Annotated in this window: 13 protein-coding genes; 11 read left to right on the top strand and 2 right to left on the bottom strand. The window is 61.6% G+C overall.

The window, feature by feature from the left end; translation table 11 throughout:
* Nucleotides 1-2: 2 nt before the first annotated feature.
* The 6 genes from NZ585_07950 to NZ585_07925 are packed head-to-tail and all read left to right on the top strand — an operon-like array spanning nucleotide 3 to nucleotide 7285.
* Nucleotides 3-1265 (top strand): DUF2029 domain-containing protein, encoded by a 1263-nt coding sequence (locus tag NZ585_07950; GenBank protein MCS7079969.1) that lies wholly within the window; start codon nucleotides 3-5, stop codon nucleotides 1263-1265.
* Nucleotides 1223-2761: a glycosyltransferase family 39 protein gene (locus NZ585_07945; protein MCS7079968.1), complete on the top strand. Its 1539-nt coding sequence runs from the start codon at nucleotides 1223-1225 to the stop codon at nucleotides 2759-2761. Before NZ585_07950 ends, NZ585_07945 begins: the two co-directional genes overlap by 43 nt.
* Nucleotides 2745-3791 carry a glycosyltransferase family 39 protein gene (locus tag NZ585_07940; GenBank protein MCS7079967.1) on the top strand — a complete coding sequence of 349 codons (1047 nt, stop codon included), beginning with the start codon at nucleotides 2745-2747 and terminating at the stop codon, nucleotides 3789-3791. The genes NZ585_07945 and NZ585_07940 overlap by 17 nt, the downstream gene beginning before the upstream one ends.
* A 24-nt stretch (nucleotides 3792-3815) precedes the next feature.
* Nucleotides 3816-4244, top strand: a complete 429-nt coding sequence (locus NZ585_07935) for a hypothetical protein (GenBank protein MCS7079966.1) — start codon at nucleotides 3816-3818, stop codon at nucleotides 4242-4244.
* Entirely contained in the window at nucleotides 4213-5763 is a 1551-nt protein-coding gene (locus NZ585_07930; protein MCS7079965.1) for a glycosyltransferase family 39 protein, read from the top strand. The genes NZ585_07935 and NZ585_07930 overlap by 32 nt, the downstream gene beginning before the upstream one ends.
* Entirely contained in the window at nucleotides 5747-7285 is a 1539-nt protein-coding gene (locus tag NZ585_07925) for a hypothetical protein (GenBank protein MCS7079964.1), read from the top strand. Before NZ585_07930 ends, NZ585_07925 begins: the two co-directional genes overlap by 17 nt.
* 60 nt (nucleotides 7286-7345) lie before the next feature.
* On the opposite strand, the gene NZ585_07920 is transcribed toward NZ585_07925, so the two are convergent.
* Complete coding sequence (locus NZ585_07920; GenBank protein ID MCS7079963.1) at nucleotides 7346-7705, bottom strand: hypothetical protein; 360 nt, start codon at nucleotides 7703-7705, stop codon at nucleotides 7346-7348.
* Nucleotides 7706-7846: 141 nt separating this feature from the next.
* Between NZ585_07920 and NZ585_07915 the strand changes: the two genes are divergently transcribed.
* The 3 genes from NZ585_07915 (at nucleotide 7847) to trpA (ending at nucleotide 10017) form a co-directional block, all read left to right on the top strand.
* Nucleotides 7847-8269, top strand: a complete 423-nt coding sequence (locus NZ585_07915; protein ID MCS7079962.1) for a DUF2237 domain-containing protein — start codon at nucleotides 7847-7849, stop codon at nucleotides 8267-8269.
* 222 nt (nucleotides 8270-8491) lie between these two features.
* A complete protein-coding gene (gene queC, locus NZ585_07910) occupies nucleotides 8492-9208 on the top strand; it encodes a 7-cyano-7-deazaguanine synthase QueC (protein MCS7079961.1) in 717 nt (238 codons plus the stop codon).
* Complete coding sequence (trpA, locus tag NZ585_07905; GenBank protein ID MCS7079960.1) at nucleotides 9205-10017, top strand: tryptophan synthase subunit alpha; 813 nt, start codon at nucleotides 9205-9207, stop codon at nucleotides 10015-10017. Before queC ends, trpA begins: the two co-directional genes overlap by 4 nt.
* On the opposite strand, the gene NZ585_07900 is transcribed toward trpA, so the two are convergent.
* Entirely contained in the window at nucleotides 10005-10766 is a 762-nt protein-coding gene (locus NZ585_07900) for a flagellar hook-length control protein FliK (protein ID MCS7079959.1), read from the bottom strand. The two genes, trpA and NZ585_07900, sit on opposite strands and share 13 nt — an antisense overlap.
* 293 nt (nucleotides 10767-11059) lie before the next feature.
* Here NZ585_07900 and NZ585_07895 point away from each other — a divergent pair, with 293 nt between their 5' ends.
* Together NZ585_07895 and NZ585_07890 are read left to right on the top strand one after the other, a co-directional pair.
* Nucleotides 11060-12931: a hypothetical protein gene (locus NZ585_07895; protein MCS7079958.1), complete on the top strand. Its 1872-nt coding sequence runs from the start codon at nucleotides 11060-11062 to the stop codon at nucleotides 12929-12931.
* A gap of 60 nt (nucleotides 12932-12991) precedes the next feature.
* Nucleotides 12992-17206 carry a hypothetical protein gene (locus tag NZ585_07890; GenBank protein MCS7079957.1) on the top strand — a complete coding sequence of 1405 codons (4215 nt, stop codon included), beginning with the start codon at nucleotides 12992-12994 and terminating at the stop codon, nucleotides 17204-17206.
* The last annotated feature ends 578 nt before the right edge of the window (nucleotides 17207-17784 follow it).

Genomic DNA, 17784 nt, shown 5'->3' with positions numbered 1-17784 from the left:
CCTTGCGTACGCCGTCGCCAACGTGGTCGCCGCTTGTCGGCCGGGCGGTCTTTTGGAGTTGCGCGGCGGCGCTGTGTGGTCTCGGCGCGGCGCGCAGCGGCGTGACGCCGGACGTGTACGGCAATGACTTCACGGTGTTTTACGCCGCCGCCCGGCAAGTCATCCTAACGGGCAATCCGTACGATACTGCGATACGGGCGGCGACGCCGTATCTCTACCCGCCGCTGTTCGCCCAGCTTCTGACGCCGTTGGCGCTGTTTCCACTTCCGGTCGCCGCCGGCGTTTGGGCGGTCGGCAACGTGGTCGCCGTTCTCTGGTTGTGGCGTTTAGCGCAGCCGGCGCTGACGCCGCCTCATGCTAATGCAACTCGTGCAACTCGCGCTTGGCTGTGGTGGGCGGCGCTTGCGCCGGTTTTTGTCGGCAACATCCTGCTGGGGCAGGTCAATCTTTGGATCGCCGTCGCCGTAACGTTCGCGTTGTCGGCGGACGCGGAGCGGCGACGCAGCCCGGCGGCCGGATTCGCCTTGGCTTTGGCGCTGAGCGTCAAGGTGTCCCCGGTATTGCTTTTGCCCTATTTCGTCGGGCGCCGCGCTTGGCGACTCCTTGGCTGGTGCGCGTTTTGGGTGTTGCTTGTCAACAGCTTGTCGTTGAGCCTGCTTGGCGAACACAGCCGAGACATTATTCAAGGCTGGTACCGGGAGGTCATTGTTCAGGGTTGGCGCTTTGATTTCGCCGTACCGAGCAATCAGTCGCTTTACGGCGCGCTGCTGCGGGTTGAACTGTGGCTTGGCATACCGGGTCGGCTCTCGTATTGGCCGTTGGCGGCGCTGGGGGCTGTGTGGCTTTTCAGCGTGGGCTGGGTCAGTCGTCGGGCGATTGAGCCGGCGGCGTATCCAGCGGCGGCGACGGCGGGCGCTTGGTGCGTTTTGGGAGCGAAACTGAGTTGGGTCGTCCATTTCGCGTTGTTGGCGTTGCCGGTCGCGGTTGCACTCGGCGGCCGGGCGCGCCGTTGGGCGGCTGAGGCAGGCGTGGTGGGCTTTGCGCTTTGCGCGTGGTCGGGTTTTCAGGTCGTACCATCGGCGCTCCGCTGCACGGTTGAAGCGTGGTCGCTCTTTGCCGGGGCGGGTATGGCGATTATGCTGGCGCTCGCTTTGGCGCTCAGATTAGACCTGTGTCGGGCGGCGGATGAAGAGGCGTCATCCGCGCCTGCGCTGTTCACCGCATGCAACAAAGGACAGATGGGCCGTCCGGGACGGCCTCGGTGACAACCGGTACGTCACACATCGCTTTGGCGGACTTGGCGACTGTCGGCGTTTTTACGGCGCTTTATGCGCCGTACGTGGCGCACGCGGCGGTGACGCGGGCGTTCTGGCTGGACGAGTTGTTCACCTTTTACATCGTGACGATGCCCGACTGGGCCGGGATGTTTGACCTCATTCGGCGCGGCCCCGACCAGAACCCGCCGCTGTTTTACGTCGTCACGCGCCTACTGGTCGGCTGCTTCGGCGAAAGCGAGTGGGTTTTCCGCTTGCCAGCGATGGTCGGCTACTGGGTGCTGTGCGTGGCGCTCTACTTCCTCGGTCGGCGTCTCGGCGGGTCGCCGGTCGGGCTGGTCGCCATGGCGACGCCGGTCGTTACGGGCGCAGTGTTTTATGCGACGGAAGCGCGTCCCTACAGCCTGATGCTGGGCTGTTTCGGCGTCGGTCTTGTTTGCTATGCCTTGGTCGCCGACGCGGCCCAGTCGCCCGCCCGGCGGCGCAGCGCCGTTTTGGGGCTGGGCGGCGCGCTGACGCTGGCGGCGGCGTTTCACTACTTTGCGGTGCTTCCGATGGTGTGTTTGGGGCTGGCGGAGTTGTATCGCACGTGGCGTACGGGGCGGCGGCGCTGGGCGGTGTGGGCGGCGTTGGTTACGCCGCTGGGCGTTCTTGCGTCCAACTGGATGCTCCTGACGGAACAGACCAAGCTGCCTTACTGGCGTGAGCAACTGCTCTGGCTGGAGTTGCCGTACTTTTATGACTGGCTCTGCAACACGCCGGCCTGTTTGGCGTTGTTGGCGCTGATGGCGGTTGTGGGTTGGCTTGATTGGCGCACATGCCGCACGCTCAACCCTGTCGAACCACCTGCGGCGGTTCCCGGTCCGGAGTGGTCGGCGTTGGGGGTGCTGTTGGTCGTCGTCCTGCCCGTCGGATGGATGACGCTGATGCAACTGACCGGTCAGACCCTGTTCACCCGACGGTATTTGCTGCCGGCCGTCGTGGGACTATCCATTCTGATTGTTCACGCCATACGGCGGCTGACGGCGCACAACGCTCGGCGACTGACGCTGGGGGTGTGGGCGACTCTCACCACGCTGACGCTCACGGCAACGCTTCAGCCGTGGCGACTCACACCGCCAAGCACTGAAGGCGTCGCCGACCTTCCCGACCGAAATCGGCCGATTATCGTCGGTATCCAGAATTACCTGCCACTGAAGCACTATTTTGGCGCTCAACTTCCACAGGTGGTTTACGTCTTTGGGGTGATGACCTACCCGCAACCCGACGACCCCACACGCGGACTGCGCGCCCTGCTGAATAATCCCCGCACCCCACGCTTTGAAGACCCAAACGCCTTCTTCCGCCGCCACCACCGCTTCTACGTCGTCTATCGCAAGCAGTCCGTCCTGCACGAAGCCGACCTGCTGCTGACCTTGTTTGAACAACACGCCCCAAAGCTGGTGCGCGCCACCGACAAGTACTTCGTTTATGACTTCTCCGACTAGCGGCTCGGTCGGTTTGGCAACCCGCGACGTGCGCCGTGATTTGCTGGTGATGGCAGGCTTTACGGCGCTCTATGCGCCGTACGTGGCGCACGCGGCGGTGACGCGGGCGTTCTGGCTGGACGAGTTGTTCACCTTCTACATCGTGACGATGCCCGACTGGACCGGGATGTTTGACCTCATTCGGCGCGGCCCCGACCAGAACCCGCCGCTGTTTTACGTCGTCACGCGCCTACTGGTCGGCTGCTTCGGCGAAAGCGAGTGGGTTTTCCGCTTGCCGGCGATGGTCGGCTACTGGGTGCTGTGCGTGGCGCTCTACTTCCTCGGTCGGCGTCTCGGCGGGTCGCCGGTCGGGTTGGTCGCCATGGCGACGCCGGTGTTGACGGCGGCGGTGTACTACGCCGGTGAAGCGCGTCCCTACGGACTGGCGTTAGGAGCGGTTGGTTTTGGGGCAGCTTGCCGTCGGCTTGCCGAGGTTCGAACTTGGCGACCATGGGCGACAGCCGGGCTGGCCGGCGGTCTTGGTTTGGCCGTTGCTCTCCATTACTTGGCTCTGCTGCCTGTCGCGGTACTCTGGGTTTTGGAAGTGATTCAAAGTCGGCGACGGCGGCGGGTTTCATGGGCAATTTGGGGTGGATTGTTGTCGCCGCTTCTTGTCTTAGCCCTGCACTGGCCTTGGCTTCACGGGCAGGCCAGGTTGCCTTTTTGGAAAACGGCGCTGTCTTGGAGAGAGGTTTGGGATTTCTACCACTGGCTGCTCAGCCCGCCGGAGTGCCTTTGGCTGGCGCTGATGGTCGGCGGCGCGACGGTGCTGGCGCAGCGGACAGCCCTGTCACCGCCAGCCTGTCCTAATGCCTACGAATGGACGGCGGCCGGCCTGTCATTCGCGCTTTTGCCGCCGATTGGGTGGATGTTCGTTCTCAAGCTTACCGGTAAAACATTTTTCGCCGACCGTTATTTGCTGGCGACGAGCGCCGGACTGGCGTTGCTGGCGGCGTATCCCTTACGCCGCATCGAGGTCCGCCATGGATGACTGGTTGGGATTGGCGTCTTGACCGTGCCGGCTCTGCTTTGCGTAACGACCATGCAACGACCGTGGCGACTCACGCCGCCAAGCGTCGCCGAAGTCGCCGACTTGCCTAATCCATCACAGCCGATCCTCGTGGACGTTGGTCAATTTTTTCCGCTCAAGCACTACCTTGGCGACCGGTTCCCGCAGGTGGTGCATGTGTTTGGCACGATGACCTACCAACAGCCCGCCGACCCAACCCGTGGATTGCGCGCCCTAACACTTAACCCACGCGCACCGCGTTTTGAGGAGCCGGCGCGCTTCTTTTCGGCGCACACTCGGTTCTATATCGTTTGTCACAAGGCATACGGAGCCGGAAAACTAATCCCGGAACTCACACAACGTCATGCTCCGGTCGTTCGAGAAACGCCGGAGTACCTCGTTTATGACTACGTCCAACAGCCAAACCACGAGTAGTTCCACGGCAGAGGCGTCCGGCGACCTCGTCCCGGACGGACGGCTACGGCTTGTCTCCACGGATGTCCCGGTGCTCGTTGGGTTCACGCTTTTGTACGGTGTCCAAGTAACGCACGCGGCGGTGACGCGGGCCTTCTGGCTGGACGAGTTGTTCACCTTCTACATCGTGACGATGCCCGACTGGGCCGGGATGTTTGACCTCATTCGGCGCGGCCCCGACCAGAACCCGCCGCTGTTTTACGTCGTCACGCGCCTGCTGGTCGGCTGCTTTGGCGAAAGCGAATGGGCGTTTCGCCTGCCCGCCATAGGCGGCTATTGGCTGCTATGCCTGTCGCTCTACATCCTTGGCCGCCGGCTCGGAGGTGGTTCAGCGTCGGGGCTTGTCGCTATGGCGACGCCCTTGGTCACGGGCGTCGTCTTCTACGCCAGCGAGGCCCGGCCCTACGGGCTGATGCTCGGCTGCTTCGGCCTCGGTCTGGTCTGCTATCACCTGACCGGCGACGCATCCTTGCCGCCCGACCGCCGGCGCAGCGCTTTACTCGGCCTAGGTGGTGGTTTGTCGCTAGGCATGGCGTTTCACTACATGATGCTCCTTCCGCTTACCTGCTTGTGGTTGGTTGAGCTGTATCGGACACAGCGCACCCGGCAGCACCGGTGGGCGGTATGGGCGGCGCTGCTAGCCCCATTGGGGGTTTTGGCATACAACTGGCCGCTTTTCATTGAGCAGGCCCAAATCCCATACTGGAAAACGACGCTCCGTTGGTCGGAGCTACCTGATTTCTACTGGTGGTTGATCAACCCACCGGCCTGCCTCGCCTTGTTGACGCTTTTGGCGGTTATTGTTCTGCGCAATTGGCAAGAACCTCGCACAGCCGCCCGTTCAGTCTGGTTTCAGAAGGACCTCGCCCCGGAATGGCCGGCGATGGGCGTCGTCTCGATCTTCGTTTTTCCAATCGGGTGGATGGTGTTGATGCAGATCACAGGCAAAACAATGTTCACCCAACGCTATCTATTGCCGGCCGTGGTCGGACTGTCCATTTGGCTCGTCTATGTCACCCGACGGCTGACGGCGCGCAACGCGCAACGACTGGCGGTGGGGGTTTGGGTCATCTTGGCAACGTCCACGCTGTGGGTCAGCCTGCAACCGTGGCGGCTTGTTCCGCCGAGCACCGAGGAGGTGGTGAATCTCCCCAATCCCTCGCAACCGGTCATCGTCAGCGTCTTGGAGTATCTTCCGCTCAAGCACTACTTCGGCTCACGGTTGCCGCAAGTTGTTTATGTCTTCGGAGTGTTGAGCTACCCCCAGCCTCAGGACCCGGAACGCGGATTGCGTGCGCTGTTGCGCAACCCGCGCACGCCGCGCTTTGAGGACAAATCGTTCCTTCAGCGATACAACCGTCTATACGTCGTTTGCCACAAGGTCTACGGCGCGGACTCACTGATTCCTCTGTTCAAGCGGCGCAATGTCCCGATTGTGCGGGAAACAGCGAACTACTTCGTTTATGACTACGCCTATTAGTCAGGCATTGGCGGATTCGTCAGCCGCCCCAAATCTTGTCTTTGATGGCGACGACGGGCGCAGCCTGCGCCAAGATTGCCTGACCGTCGCCGTCTTCACCCTGCTTTACGTTCCCCATGTAGTCCACGCCGCCGCCACGCGCGCGTTCTGGTTGGATGAGTTGTTCACCTACTACATCGTGACGATGCCCGACTGGGCCGGGATGCTTGATCTCATTCGGCGCGGCCCCGACCAGAACCCGCCGCTGTTTTACGTCGTCGCGCGCCTGCTGGTCGGCTGCTTCGGCGAAAGCGAGTGGGTTTTTCGGCTGCCGGCCATGGTCGGCTACTGGGTGTTTTGCGTGTCGCTCTATGTGTGGGTGCGCCTGCTGGGCGGCGGACGGGCGGCGGCGCTGGTCGCCATGGTCACGCCGGTGTTGACGGCGGCGGTGTATTACGCCGGCGAAGCGCGCCCGTACGGACCGGTTCTGGGAGGGTTAGGCTTGGGGCTGGTCGGTTGGCAACTGACACGGCAACCGCGCCAGCGGCGCTTGGGATTAGTGAGCTTGGGTTTGAGCCTGACGTTTGTCGCGGCGCTCCACTACCTTGCGGCGCTCCCCATCGGGCTGCTGTGGCTCGTTGAAGGGGGACTGACTTGGGCTACGCGGCGGTTCGACCGCGCACGGTGGGCGGCGCTATGCGCCCCCATGCTTGTGCTGCCGACGCATCTCCCCTTTTTCCACCAGCAGGCGCAACAAGGCTTTTGGAAAATCACCCTTGCGTGGCGCGAACTCCTTGACTTCTACCACTGGCTGATCGGCGCTCCGCCGTACCTCGGCTTGTGTGCGGTTGTCGGTCTCTTGGTCGTCCGGCGCAAACGGGCGTTGGCGAATGTTCATGGATTCGATTCAAGTACCTGCCCCGACGGCGACCGCATCTGGCTGACGACAAGTTTGAGCTTTCTCCTCTTCCCAATCCTTTGGATGATCGTCTTGAAAATGACTCGTCAAACGGCGTTTCAGGACCGGTACTTTCTTTCGACACTCATCGGTTGCGGCGGACTGGCGGCGTACGCGCTGCGCCGTCTGCCCGAGGAGCGAACGGCTTTGGTGTCCGTCGCAGCGTGGTGCTTGATGGGCGTCCCCGTCGCTGGCGCCGCCATGCAGCCTTGGCGACTTGTACCGCCAAGCGTTGCGGAAATCATCGCGCTGCCGCAGCTTGAATATCCGATTGTTGCAGCGGCCCACCTGTACTTCCCTATCCGTCACTACTATCCCGGACGATTTGAACAACTCCTTTATGTCGCAACGAAAAAGCGCCCGACACCGGACGCCGAAACCGGCTTATGGGCCCTGCAACGCCATCCGCGCGTCCCGGACTGGCTTGACGAAAACGAGTTTTTCAGCCGATGGGCGGGAAACTTTTATTTCGTCTGCCACAAAACCTACATGCGGCATTGGTTTGGTGAGTTCCAACGACGCGGCTATCCCATCGTACGCGAGACGCCGAACTATATCGTTTATGAGTGGCGGCGAACACCGTGAACAACATGCAGCGGCGCTCCTCCGCGCCGCAGGCGTTGTTTTCAGGGTCGGAATGTACGGTCAGCCCGCAGCGGAGATTTCCATGTGCGGCCGGTCGCCGTCCCGCGACAGCAAGCGCACCGTCGCTTTGGCGTTCGGCGTCAGGCGCAGGGCGTCCATCAGGTCGGTCGAAAGCCGCAGAAGGCCCCCGCGTCCACCGGCGACATACGCCGTGACGCTTCTCGCCGCGGCCGCAACCTCAAACGTGACCGTGATGCAGGTCGCCGAAGGCAGGCCGTGCGCATCCTTGATTGAAGGCGGCAACCCAACAAACGTCTTTTGGTTCGGATCGGCGCAGGCGAAGTTCTTGGCGAGCTGCGCCGCCTCGTTGGGCATGATCGGCGCAACCGGCGCCGTGTACTCAAAAATCGGACTGGCCATTGCCCCCTCCGCGTTCCCAACACTGGTTTCCCAGCGGCGGAAGCCAGGCGAGTTTTCACAACTTGACGGCTGTTGGCTCCTCGCCCAAGAATTTCCGCTGGAAAGCTATCATTTCAGATTTTGCCGCTTGAGGTCACGTGCATGTCCCAAACGGAGAAAGCGCCCCGTAACGTGCTTGGCGGTCCGCTTGAAATCTGCTGTACCTCGCCGCTGACAGGCTTTTATCGTACGGGCAAGTGCGAAACCGGTCCCGACGACCTTGGGACGCATGTCGTCTGCGCTCGGATGACGGCGGAATTCTTGGCGTTTACGAAGTCGCGTGGAAACGATCTGTCCACACCGGCGCCGTGGTATCGGTTTCCCGGCCTCAAGCCGGGCGACCAGTGGTGCCTTTGCGTTTCCCGGTGGAAAGAAGCACTGGACGCTGGCGTCGCACCGCCGGTCATTCTGGAAGCGACGCATGAAAAGGCGCTTGAAGTCGTTTCACTCGAAGACCTCAAGCGCCACGCTCTACCGGAACCTTTCAGCGATGTGGATGAAATCGTCTTCTCCGACGAGGAGTGAGGATGAGGCCGGCATGCCCCGCCTGACGCGCTTGGACGCGGGTCCCAGTCTGGCGCAGGTGTCGCTGTGCCTTGGTACGAGTAGGTGTAAGCCAGGGATATGGATGAAGTGGAGTAACGCGAAAACCATTTTGTACGGACGCCAAGCGCGACGGATGAAGACCCGCTTGTCCGTCCCACGGATTGGTCACATAGCTATGCTGGTAAGGCGGCGATGACCAAGATGAACGCCGCGCCGCGTCGGGCGGTAGTGCTGCTTAGCGGCGGCCTCGATTCTGCCACCACGCTGGCAATCGCCCGCGCCGAAGGCTTTGCCTGCTACGCGCTCTCGTTTGATTACGGCCAGCGCCACCGGCGCGAACTCGATGCCGCGCGGCGTGTCGCCGCCGCCATAGGTGCCGAAGCTCATCTAGTTGTCGCTTTCGACCTGCGCGCCATCGGCGGCTCGGCGCTCACGTCAGACCTGCCTGTACCGAAAGACCGCTCACCGGCGGCTATGGCGGAAGGCATTCCCATAACCTATGTCCCAGCGCGCAACACGATTTTTCTCTCGTTCGCGCTGGCTTGGGCTGAGACGCTCAATGCCGCCGACATCTTCATCGGCGTCAACGTCTATGACTATTCGGGTTACCCAGACTGTCGCCCCGAATACCTGCGCGCGTACGAAAGCATGGCGCGTCTCGCAACCCGCGCTGGCGTGGAAGGCGGGCAACGGCTGACGATTCACGCGCCGCTGATTGAAATGACCAAGGCGGAGATTATTCGGCGCGGTCTAACGCTGGGTGTGGACTACAGCCTTACGCACAGTTGTTACGATCCAACACCCGACGGCTTGGCTTGCGGGCGCTGCGACAGTTGCCGACTCCGTTTGAAAGGATTCACCGAGGCCGGTGTGACCGACCCCATCGCCTATGCGCCGTACTCAGAGGCCCCCCTATGAACCGCTACGATGCGCGGTTTGCTGCGCTCCACAGAGCCGGCCGCAGAGCCTTTATTCCCTTCACCATACTGGGCTTTCCTGACCGCGCTCGCTGTCTGGCGAGCGTTGCAGCCATGCTGGCCGCGGGCGCCACGGCGCTGGAGCTTGGCGTCGCCTTCAGCGATCCGCTCGCGGACGGGCCGGTGATTCAGCAAGCGACGCATGAGGTCTTAACGTCCGGTTTCAGGGTTCATGACGCCTTTGCGCTCATCCGCGACATTCGCGCACTAGATGCCGACATCCCCATTGGCTTGCTGGTTTATCACAACACCGTCGCAGCGCGCAGCCCAGCGCGCTTCTTTAGCGAAGTCAAGGAAGCTGGCGCGGACGGCGTCCTTATCGCCGATCTACCGCCGGAAACGGCTGTCGCGGCAGTGGAAGCAGCCAAAGCCGTCGGCGTCGCCCCAATCTTTATGGTTTCCCCACTGACGAGTGTGGAACGTCTGCGTCGGATTAGCACGTTGGCAGAAGGGTTTCTCTACGTGGTGTCGCGGTTGGGAACAACCGGCAGCGATACCAACTTTGACGACCAACTCCGGGCGACGCTCGCCCGCGCGCGCGCCGTAGCTAAGTTGCCGCTCTGTGTCGGCTTCGGCGTTTCAACTCCAGAAGCGGCCCGCCAGATGATTGCTCTTGGCGCAGACGGGGTTGTGACTGGCTCGCGGATTATTGAAATCATCCGTGAAGCCGGTCACGACGTATCAACAGCCGTCGGGACGTTTTGCGCCGCGATGCGGCAGGCGGTGGACGACGCCGCTCAAGCCGTGTAAATGCTGTCGCCGCCGACGGACGGCGCAGGCGTTTCGGAGACCGCTTCAGCGACTTCGGCCGCAAGCTCAGTGAAGTCACGCCGTCCAAACGCTGATTGCCCTGCTGCGCTGCCGTCGCCGCCGGTCAATGGGCCGCCACCGTCTTCAGCCAGCGATGTCGAGAACGAAGTCACGTCGAGACCACGCGCCTGCAGCATTTCATGGAGTTCACGGGCGTGGGCGTCCACAATGCGCTTAGCGGCTTCCGTCGTGGCGGTGATCTCCGCCGAGACACGCCCACGGGCGTCGGTTTGCAGCTTGATGCTCAATCCATTAAGGATGGAATGGGTTAGTTGAATCGTCGCTTGGGCCTCATTGCCGGAAAACGTCTGGGCGCGCACCGTAGCGACGATTCTTTCCATATCCACCACGTGTAGGATGCGCCGGGGTGTGACCTCCGAGGCCATCTCTGTGCGCAACGGCTGATTGGCGGGATACAGGTTTGCGCGAGCGGCTTCCTCGGCGGCGGCTGTTGGTGCTTGGTTGTCTTCACGTCCCTGCTCAAGCTGTCCCATCTCATCGGTGACGGCGTAACCGTCACGAGGTGAAGCATCGGCAGCCTGCCCAAGACCGACGGATTCCTGTAAGGCGTCGGCTTGGTTGAGGAGAGCGTCAAAATCCTGATTCGAAGCTTGGCGAGCAGGCGTCGGCTTCGACGCTGAACGTGACGACGAGGAGGATACCGTCGTTGTGGATGGGTTGACCTGCATGGCGCGTTACTCCGCTGAGCTAAGCATAAAGGCGTAGGACCGCCTATTTTGGTTTTCGGATCGGTGATCGGCATGTTGCGTCTGAAACGAAAAAATTGGCGCGGCGCGACGTTTGTTCAACCACCACACACGCCGAAAAAACTAGGGTTTGACACTTACCAAAAGGTGTGATTCCTTACAAACAAGCTCAAGTAGCCTGCCCTGCTACATAGGGTGTCCAATGCAACGCTCACTGTTGCGGTGACGTTGATTTTGGAACGGACAGGAGTCTCAGCATGAGATGCGCTTGCCGTGTGCTTGCTCTCGTTGTTGGGTGGTTGGCGGCGTGGTCGGGCTTGACCGTGACCGCGCAAAATCTCATAACGGCTTCCGAAGACGCCTTGACGGCGGCGGCGCAAGAATCACGCGCAGGGCAGGAGGGCCCGCGTGTCCCGCGGACGGTCGCCGACATCCCTGACCTACGCGATCTGACTGTACCTGGCGCGGAAGGACCGAGTAGCGTCAAGCCGCGCAGCGAGCGGCGTGAAAGCGACGTTGGCGTGCCGGTGGAAGACCGCTGGCGCATCGGTTTCCCCGAATGGAATCGCTACGAGAAGGGGAGCCTCCTGAATCCCTATCGGCTTAATGTCCTCAAGGGGGACTACCCCATCATTGGGCAGCATACGTTTCTTGTGCTGACCTTTGAGAGCATCACCTTCGTGGACGGCCGGCGGACGCCGCTGCCGCAGGACATCAACGCCCGGCGGCCCGGCGCGGCGGAGTTCTTCGGACGCGGCGGCCAGTTCCTCAACCAGCAAAACTTCATCGCATCGGTTGAACTCTTTCACGGCGACACGGCGTTCAAGCCGCCCGACTGGCGCATCAAGTTCACGCCGGTGTTCAACCTGAACTACCTCGCCGTACGCGAAAACGGCATCGTTAACCGCGATGTGCGTAAGGGGACGACCCGCTTTGACACACACATCGGCTTTCAGGAAGCGTTTGTCGAGGTTCGGTTAGGCGACACACCGCAGTTATTGCCCTTCTTGCGGGGCCGGGGGAGCCGCGGCGGACACAGCCCATTTTTTGACTTCACCTCGCTGCGCGTTGGGATTCAGCAGTTCAACAGCGACTTTCGCGGGCTGATTTTTGACGATTTCAATCTGGGCGCGCGCCTGTTCGGGAACTTCCGCGACAACAAGTGGCAGTTCAACGCGGCGTTCTTCTACATGCTGGAAAAGGACACCAACAGCGGCATCAACACTTTTGACCAGCGTAACCAGCGCGTGTGGATTGCCAACCTTTACCGGCAGGATTTTATCAAGCCGGGCTATACGATGCAGTTGAGTGTCCACTACAACGACGACCAGCCGAGCGTCAGGTTTGACCAGAACCGCTTTCTAGTGCGCCCGGTACAGGTTGGTCTTGTTACGCCGCATAGCGTCAAGGCCGGTTACCTTGGTTGGACCGGCAACGGTCACTTCCGGCGACTCAACATCAACCATGCGTTTTACCAAGTATTGGGGCGGGATTCGCTGCAACCCATCGCCGGCCGTCCGACGCGCATCAACGCGCAACTCGCCGCGCTGGAGTTGTCCTACGACCGCGATTGGCAACGCTTTCAGGTGTCGGGCTTTTTCTCGTCGGGCGACTCGAACCCGACCGACCGCGTCGCGCGCGGCTTTGACTCCATCCTTGACAAGCAGTTTTTTGCGGGCGGTGAAAACAGCTTCTGGAACAGTCAGGAAATTCGTTTGACCCGCGCCGGCGTCGCCCTTGTCACACAGGAAAGTCTGATCCCCAGTTTGCGCAGCAGCAAGTTGCAGGGGCAGGCCAACTTCGTCAATCCGGGCATCATCGTGGCCAACGTCGGCTATGAAGCCAACCTGACGCCTAAGCTGAAGCTTTTGGCGAACCTTAACTACCTGCGGTTCCACCATACGGAATCCCTGCAACTGCTGACCTTCCAGCGGCGCATTCGCAACAATGTCGGGATTGATTACGGCGCGGGCGTCATCTATCGGCCGCTGCTGAGCGAAAACATGATCATCAAGAGCGGATTCTCGGTTATGCACCCGCTCGATGGTTTCAAGGACATTTTCACCTCGAACTGTTCCGGGCTGAACTGCGGGGCGCAGTCGCGCTTCCTGTTCTCGCTCTACGCCAAGGCGATCTTCACGTTCTGACGACACTCGCGCCGGCGGCGAAAGCCCCCAATCCGGGTCCGGCGCGCCAAGGGTACGGCCATGGCCACGGCTTTCAGACTCAAAGCTTTTGTTCTCGGCGCGACGGTCGCCGTCGCCTTCCTTGGTTTTAGCGGACTGCCGGCGCTGCGTTCGGTGGCGGGCGACAATGCGCCGCCGCCGACCAACCCGACGCCGGCCGCCGGACAGGACAACACGCCTTCCGCCAAGCCCGCCGCGCCGGTGGACCCGGCGACGGCGCGTGCTCGGATTTACCGTGCCTCCAAGGACAAAACCGAAGACGATTGGAAGCTTCAAAACGCCAATGACGCCGGTTGCTTGAGTTGTCATACCGGCTACGAGGGCGGCTACAAGACAGCCCACATTGCCCCGGACGGGAGCGCGCTCAACATCGGCCGCAACATCACCTGTGTGTATTGCCACGGTGGGAACGGCGCAGTCATGAAGCCGTCCGGCAGCGAAAAGGGGCAACCCGCCTACATCAAAGCGCAAAACGAAGCCCACCCGCAGCCGAAGAATCCCAAACTGTGGAAGCGGAAGGACGGCTCGGCGCGGTCGGGCAACCCGGAGCTTTCCTACACGGCGCTGCTCAAGGAAGACCTTGAGTTCGTCCGCTTCGTCAATCCGGGCGATTTGCGCGTCGCAGACATCGCCTGCGGCGAGTGCCACAACAAGGCTGAGCGGTTCGACGGGCAGGCTTTCATTGTGGACAAGGTCAAAACCAGCATGATGACCCACGGCGCGATGCTGTGGGGCGCGGCGCTCTACAACAACGGGGCCTATCCCTACAAGGACACGCGCTGGGGCGAAAGCTACAACCAAGACGGCGCGCCGCAGGCGATTGTCTCCCTCAAGCCGCCGACGCCCTCCGAGCGCAAGTATCGCGGCATCCTGCCGTTCATCACGCCGCTCCCGCGCTGGGAAGTCACCCAGCCGGGCAACATCCTGCGCGTCTTTGAACGCGGCGGGCGGAAACAGTCGGAAGTCGGCAACCCAAACCCGGAAGCCGACCTGGCCGGTTTGCCGGAAGTCAAACTCAGTCCGCGCGGCTTTGGGACGCTCTTGCGCACCGATCCGGTGTTTTTGGGCTTGCAAAAAACGCGCCTGCTCGATCCGCTTACGTCGCTGCTGGGCACGAACGACCATCCGGGCGACTATCGCTCCAGCGGTTGCACCGCCTGTCACACGCCCTACGCCAACGACCGCTCGCCGGTGCACTCATCCACGAAGTTCGACTACGCGCATACGAATCGCGGGACGACCAAAACGGACGACCCGACGATTCCCAAGGACGAGCCGGGGCATCCCGTCCGCCACGTTTTAACCAACGCCATCCCGACCAGCCAGTGCATGGTCTGCCACATGCATCCCGGCACGAACATGCTCACGACCTATCAGGGCTTCATGTGGTGGGACAACGAAACCGACGGACGGCTGATGTATCCCGAAACGCCGCTCAAGCGCAGCGACGAAGAGCTGGAAAACATCGCCCGGCATAACCCGGAAGGCTCGGCGCAACGCGGCAAGTGGGGCGACCGTGACTTCCTCGATGAAGTGTGGACGAAAGTCAACCCCAAGGCGCAGCGGACGCAGTTCGCCGACTTCCATGGCCACGGCTGGATTTACCGCGCCGTCTTCAAGCAGGATCGCAAGGGACGCTACCTGGATGAAAACGACCAGCCGGTGGCGAATGTGACGCCGGACGCCCTGCGCGAGGCCGTGGCGTACACGTCGGAGGGCGTTGAAGTCAACAAAAAGACGATGCGCAGCGGCGTACCGGTGCACTTGAAGGACATTCACTTGGAGAAGGGCATGCACTGCGTGGACTGCCACTTCTCGCAGGACGGTCATGGCGACCGGCTGCTTTACGGCGAGCCGCGCGCCGCCATTGAGATCAGCTGTCAGGACTGCCACGGCTCGATTTACGCCTACGCCAACCCGAAATCATTGACGACCGGCTTTGCGGGCGGCGCGCGCAAGAAGAGCGCCGACGACGCGCTGGTGACCGGAAAGTTCACGGCGCGCAACAAGACCGAGGCGGAAGCGCCGGGCGGCGGCAATTCACTGGACGGCTACAAGACACGAACGGTTTACGACCGCGACCCATCCAAACGTCGCCCGCGTGGTTTCCGGCAGGCGTCCGTTCTCGAAATCCCGACGCAGGGGCCGTACAAGGGCAAGGTCATTCAGTACTCGATGGTGGACCCGGAAAAGTTCTGGGTTGTCGTTCAAACGAAGGACACCGTCACACCCGGCCACGAGCATTACAGCGAGAAGTCTCACTACGCGAAGATGCTCATGAAAGGCGACGTGTGGGACCCGAACGCCAAACCGGATGAAAGCAAAGACAGCCAGTTGGCTCACAGCGACCAGAAAATGACCTGCTACGCCTGTCACTCGGCGTGGATGACAAGCTGCTTCGGTTGTCACCTGCCGATGGTCGCCAACCGGAAGCGCCCGATGAACCACAACGAGGGCGGGCCGGAGACGCGCAACTGGACCTCTTACAACTTCCAAGTGCTGCGCGACGATGTGTTCATGCTGGGCATTGACGGCACGGCGACCGGCAACCGCATTGCGCCGGTGCGGTCGTCGTCGGCGGTCATCGTCGGTTCGCAGAACGCCAACCGACTGTGGCTATACTCCCAACAGCAGACGATTTCTTCGGAGGGCTATTCGGGACAGGCGATGAACACGCACGTGCCGCATACGGTACGGGCGCGTGAGACCAAGGGCTGTACGGACTGCCACATCTCCAAGGACAACGACAACAACGCGATTATGGCGCAGCTTCTGCTCCTTGGGACGAACTACGTCAACTTCATGGGACGGTACATCTATGTCGCTGAGGAGCATCACGGCATTTCAGCTGTTGTAGCGACGGAGCGGAGCGAACCGCAGGCCGTTATCGGCAGCACGCTGCATGAAATCGCCTATCCAAAGGAATACAAGAAGCACAAAGCCAACGGTGACAAACTCAAGGAAAGTTATCACCATCACGGTCATGCGCTGAGCGTTCAGATGCGGGGCGAGTATCTGTATGTCGCTGAGGGCGAGCGTGGCGTCCGCATCTACGACATCGCCAACATTGACAACAAAGACTTTTCCGAACGCATCACGACCGCGCCAGTGTCCCCCCTAGGGCAGCGGTTTTACGTCAAGACGAAGTATGCGACGGCGATCGCTGCCCCGACGACACTGGCCGTGGACCCAACCCGGCAGCGTTTCCCGGAAAATGAGGAACAGCCGATCAGTCCGGTGTATGCGTACCTCTACGTCAGCGACCGCGAGGAAGGGTTGGTAATGATCAACGCCGCAACGCTACTGGACGGCGACCCGACCAACAACTTCCTCAAGAAGGACTACACCTTCAATCCGAACGGCATCCTCAACGGCGCGGAGAACCTGACAGTAGCGGGCGACCATGCCTATATCTTGTGCGACCGTGGGCTGGTTATTGTGAACATCGCCAATGCCGCCGCGCCGAAGGTGGTTTCGGTGGTTGAAGGCTTCAAGAAGCCCAAGGGCATCGCCATTCAGTTCCGGTACGCCTTTGTAACGGACGCGACCGGCTTGCACGTCGTGGACATTACACTGCCGGAGAAAGCCCGACTCGTGCCGGGCGCGACCGTACCGCTGGAGGACGCGCATCAGGTTTACGTCGCGCGGACATACGCCTACGTCGCGGGCGGCAAGCAGGGGTTGGTGATTATTGACGTCGAGCGGCCTGAGCAGCCGAAGCTTGACCAGGTCTTTACGGCCGGCGGCGTCATCAACGACGCGCACGATGTGAAGGTTGGGATGACGAACGCCAGCGCCTTTGCCTACATTGCCGACGGCAAGAACGGCTTGCGGGTGGTGCAGTTGACCTCGCCGGAGACGATGGCGACCAACGGAGGGTTCAGCCCGCGTCCAGAGCCGCGACTAATTGCGACGCACCCGACGAAAGGTAAGTCGGTGGCTATCTCGAAGGGGCTTGACCGCGACCGGGGTGTGGACGAAAGCGGCAACCAGCTTGTCGTGTTTGGTCGGCGTGGGGCGCGGCCGTTCAAGTTGGACGAAATGCGCAGGCTATATCTGAAGCCGGATGGCACGGTGTACACGGTGTCAAACGATGTACCCAAAGGGCCGACCAAAGGGTGGTACGCCGAAGCCAAGGCGGCGGAGCCAAAGTCAGCGTCGTGGTGGCCGCTTGGTTGGCTGGCGTTTTTCGCTGTCGCCACGCCATTTGCGCTTCGCCGGCGTAAACGGCGCTGACGGCTTGGCGTGCGGCGATTTCATCAGCCTTCCATGTCCAGTCGCCGGCTTGGCGTGCGCCCACCGTCCCCACGAGGTGATTGTGTGATTGATTAGCAGCCGTCTATACGCTTCAGCTGTCCCGCGCCAAGCCGCCCGTTCACGGATAGCACTTGCACGTCGCGGCCTATCTGTCACCCCCGTCAGCTGGTTGAAATCCACATCTACGTAAAGCCCCAGTGTCGGGGGCGTGGGCGGCCGCTCGTTTGTGTTCGTGTAGCTGATGCTCTGCACGTTGTCGTCTCCAGCACAGGTCCATAGAGGCGCGTCTGCCGCCTCTGTGTGTCTTTCAGCTGCTTCAAAAAACCACTGCGTCATCTCATCGCTAGGGCTGAGGGCGGGTTGCGCCAAACAAAGACATCTGCCCTTCCGTCGCTAAACGGCTGCTCATAGCGCGCCATCTGTCCCCCACTCAACACCTGCGTTACCGCCCCTGCGACCACAGCTGCGGCGCGGCGATCAATGCTCCACGGTTACCACCACCCGATCGCCACTTCTCCCGTCCGCCGTCTGCGTGTACACCGTCATGTTCTGCGTCT

It is taken from the genome of Chloracidobacterium sp. (assembly GCA_025057975.1).
Lineage (GTDB): Bacteria > Acidobacteriota > Blastocatellia > Chloracidobacteriales > Chloracidobacteriaceae > Chloracidobacterium.
This window is presented reverse-complemented; position numbering and strand designations above follow the sequence as displayed.

Coding starts and splice junctions, on each gene's coding strand:
- NZ585_07945 (MCS7079968.1), top strand. CDS start 1,223: ATGCAACAAAGGACAGATGGGCCGTCCGGGACGGCCTCGGTGACAACC.
- NZ585_07940 (MCS7079967.1), top strand. CDS start 2,745: ATGACTTCTCCGACTAGCGGCTCGGTCGGTTTGGCAACCCGCGACGTG.
- NZ585_07930 (MCS7079965.1), top strand. CDS start 4,213: ATGACTACGTCCAACAGCCAAACCACGAGTAGTTCCACGGCAGAGGCG.
- NZ585_07925 (MCS7079964.1), top strand. CDS start 5,747: ATGACTACGCCTATTAGTCAGGCATTGGCGGATTCGTCAGCCGCCCCA.
- NZ585_07920 (MCS7079963.1), bottom strand. CDS start 7,705: ATGGCCAGTCCGATTTTTGAGTACACGGCGCCGGTTGCGCCGATCATG.
- NZ585_07915 (MCS7079962.1), top strand. CDS start 7,847: ATGTCCCAAACGGAGAAAGCGCCCCGTAACGTGCTTGGCGGTCCGCTT.
- queC (MCS7079961.1), top strand. CDS start 8,492: ATGAACGCCGCGCCGCGTCGGGCGGTAGTGCTGCTTAGCGGCGGCCTC.
- trpA (MCS7079960.1), top strand. CDS start 9,205: ATGAACCGCTACGATGCGCGGTTTGCTGCGCTCCACAGAGCCGGCCGC.
- NZ585_07900 (MCS7079959.1), bottom strand. CDS start 10,766: ATGCAGGTCAACCCATCCACAACGACGGTATCCTCCTCGTCGTCACGT.
- NZ585_07890 (MCS7079957.1), top strand. CDS start 12,992: ATGGCCACGGCTTTCAGACTCAAAGCTTTTGTTCTCGGCGCGACGGTC.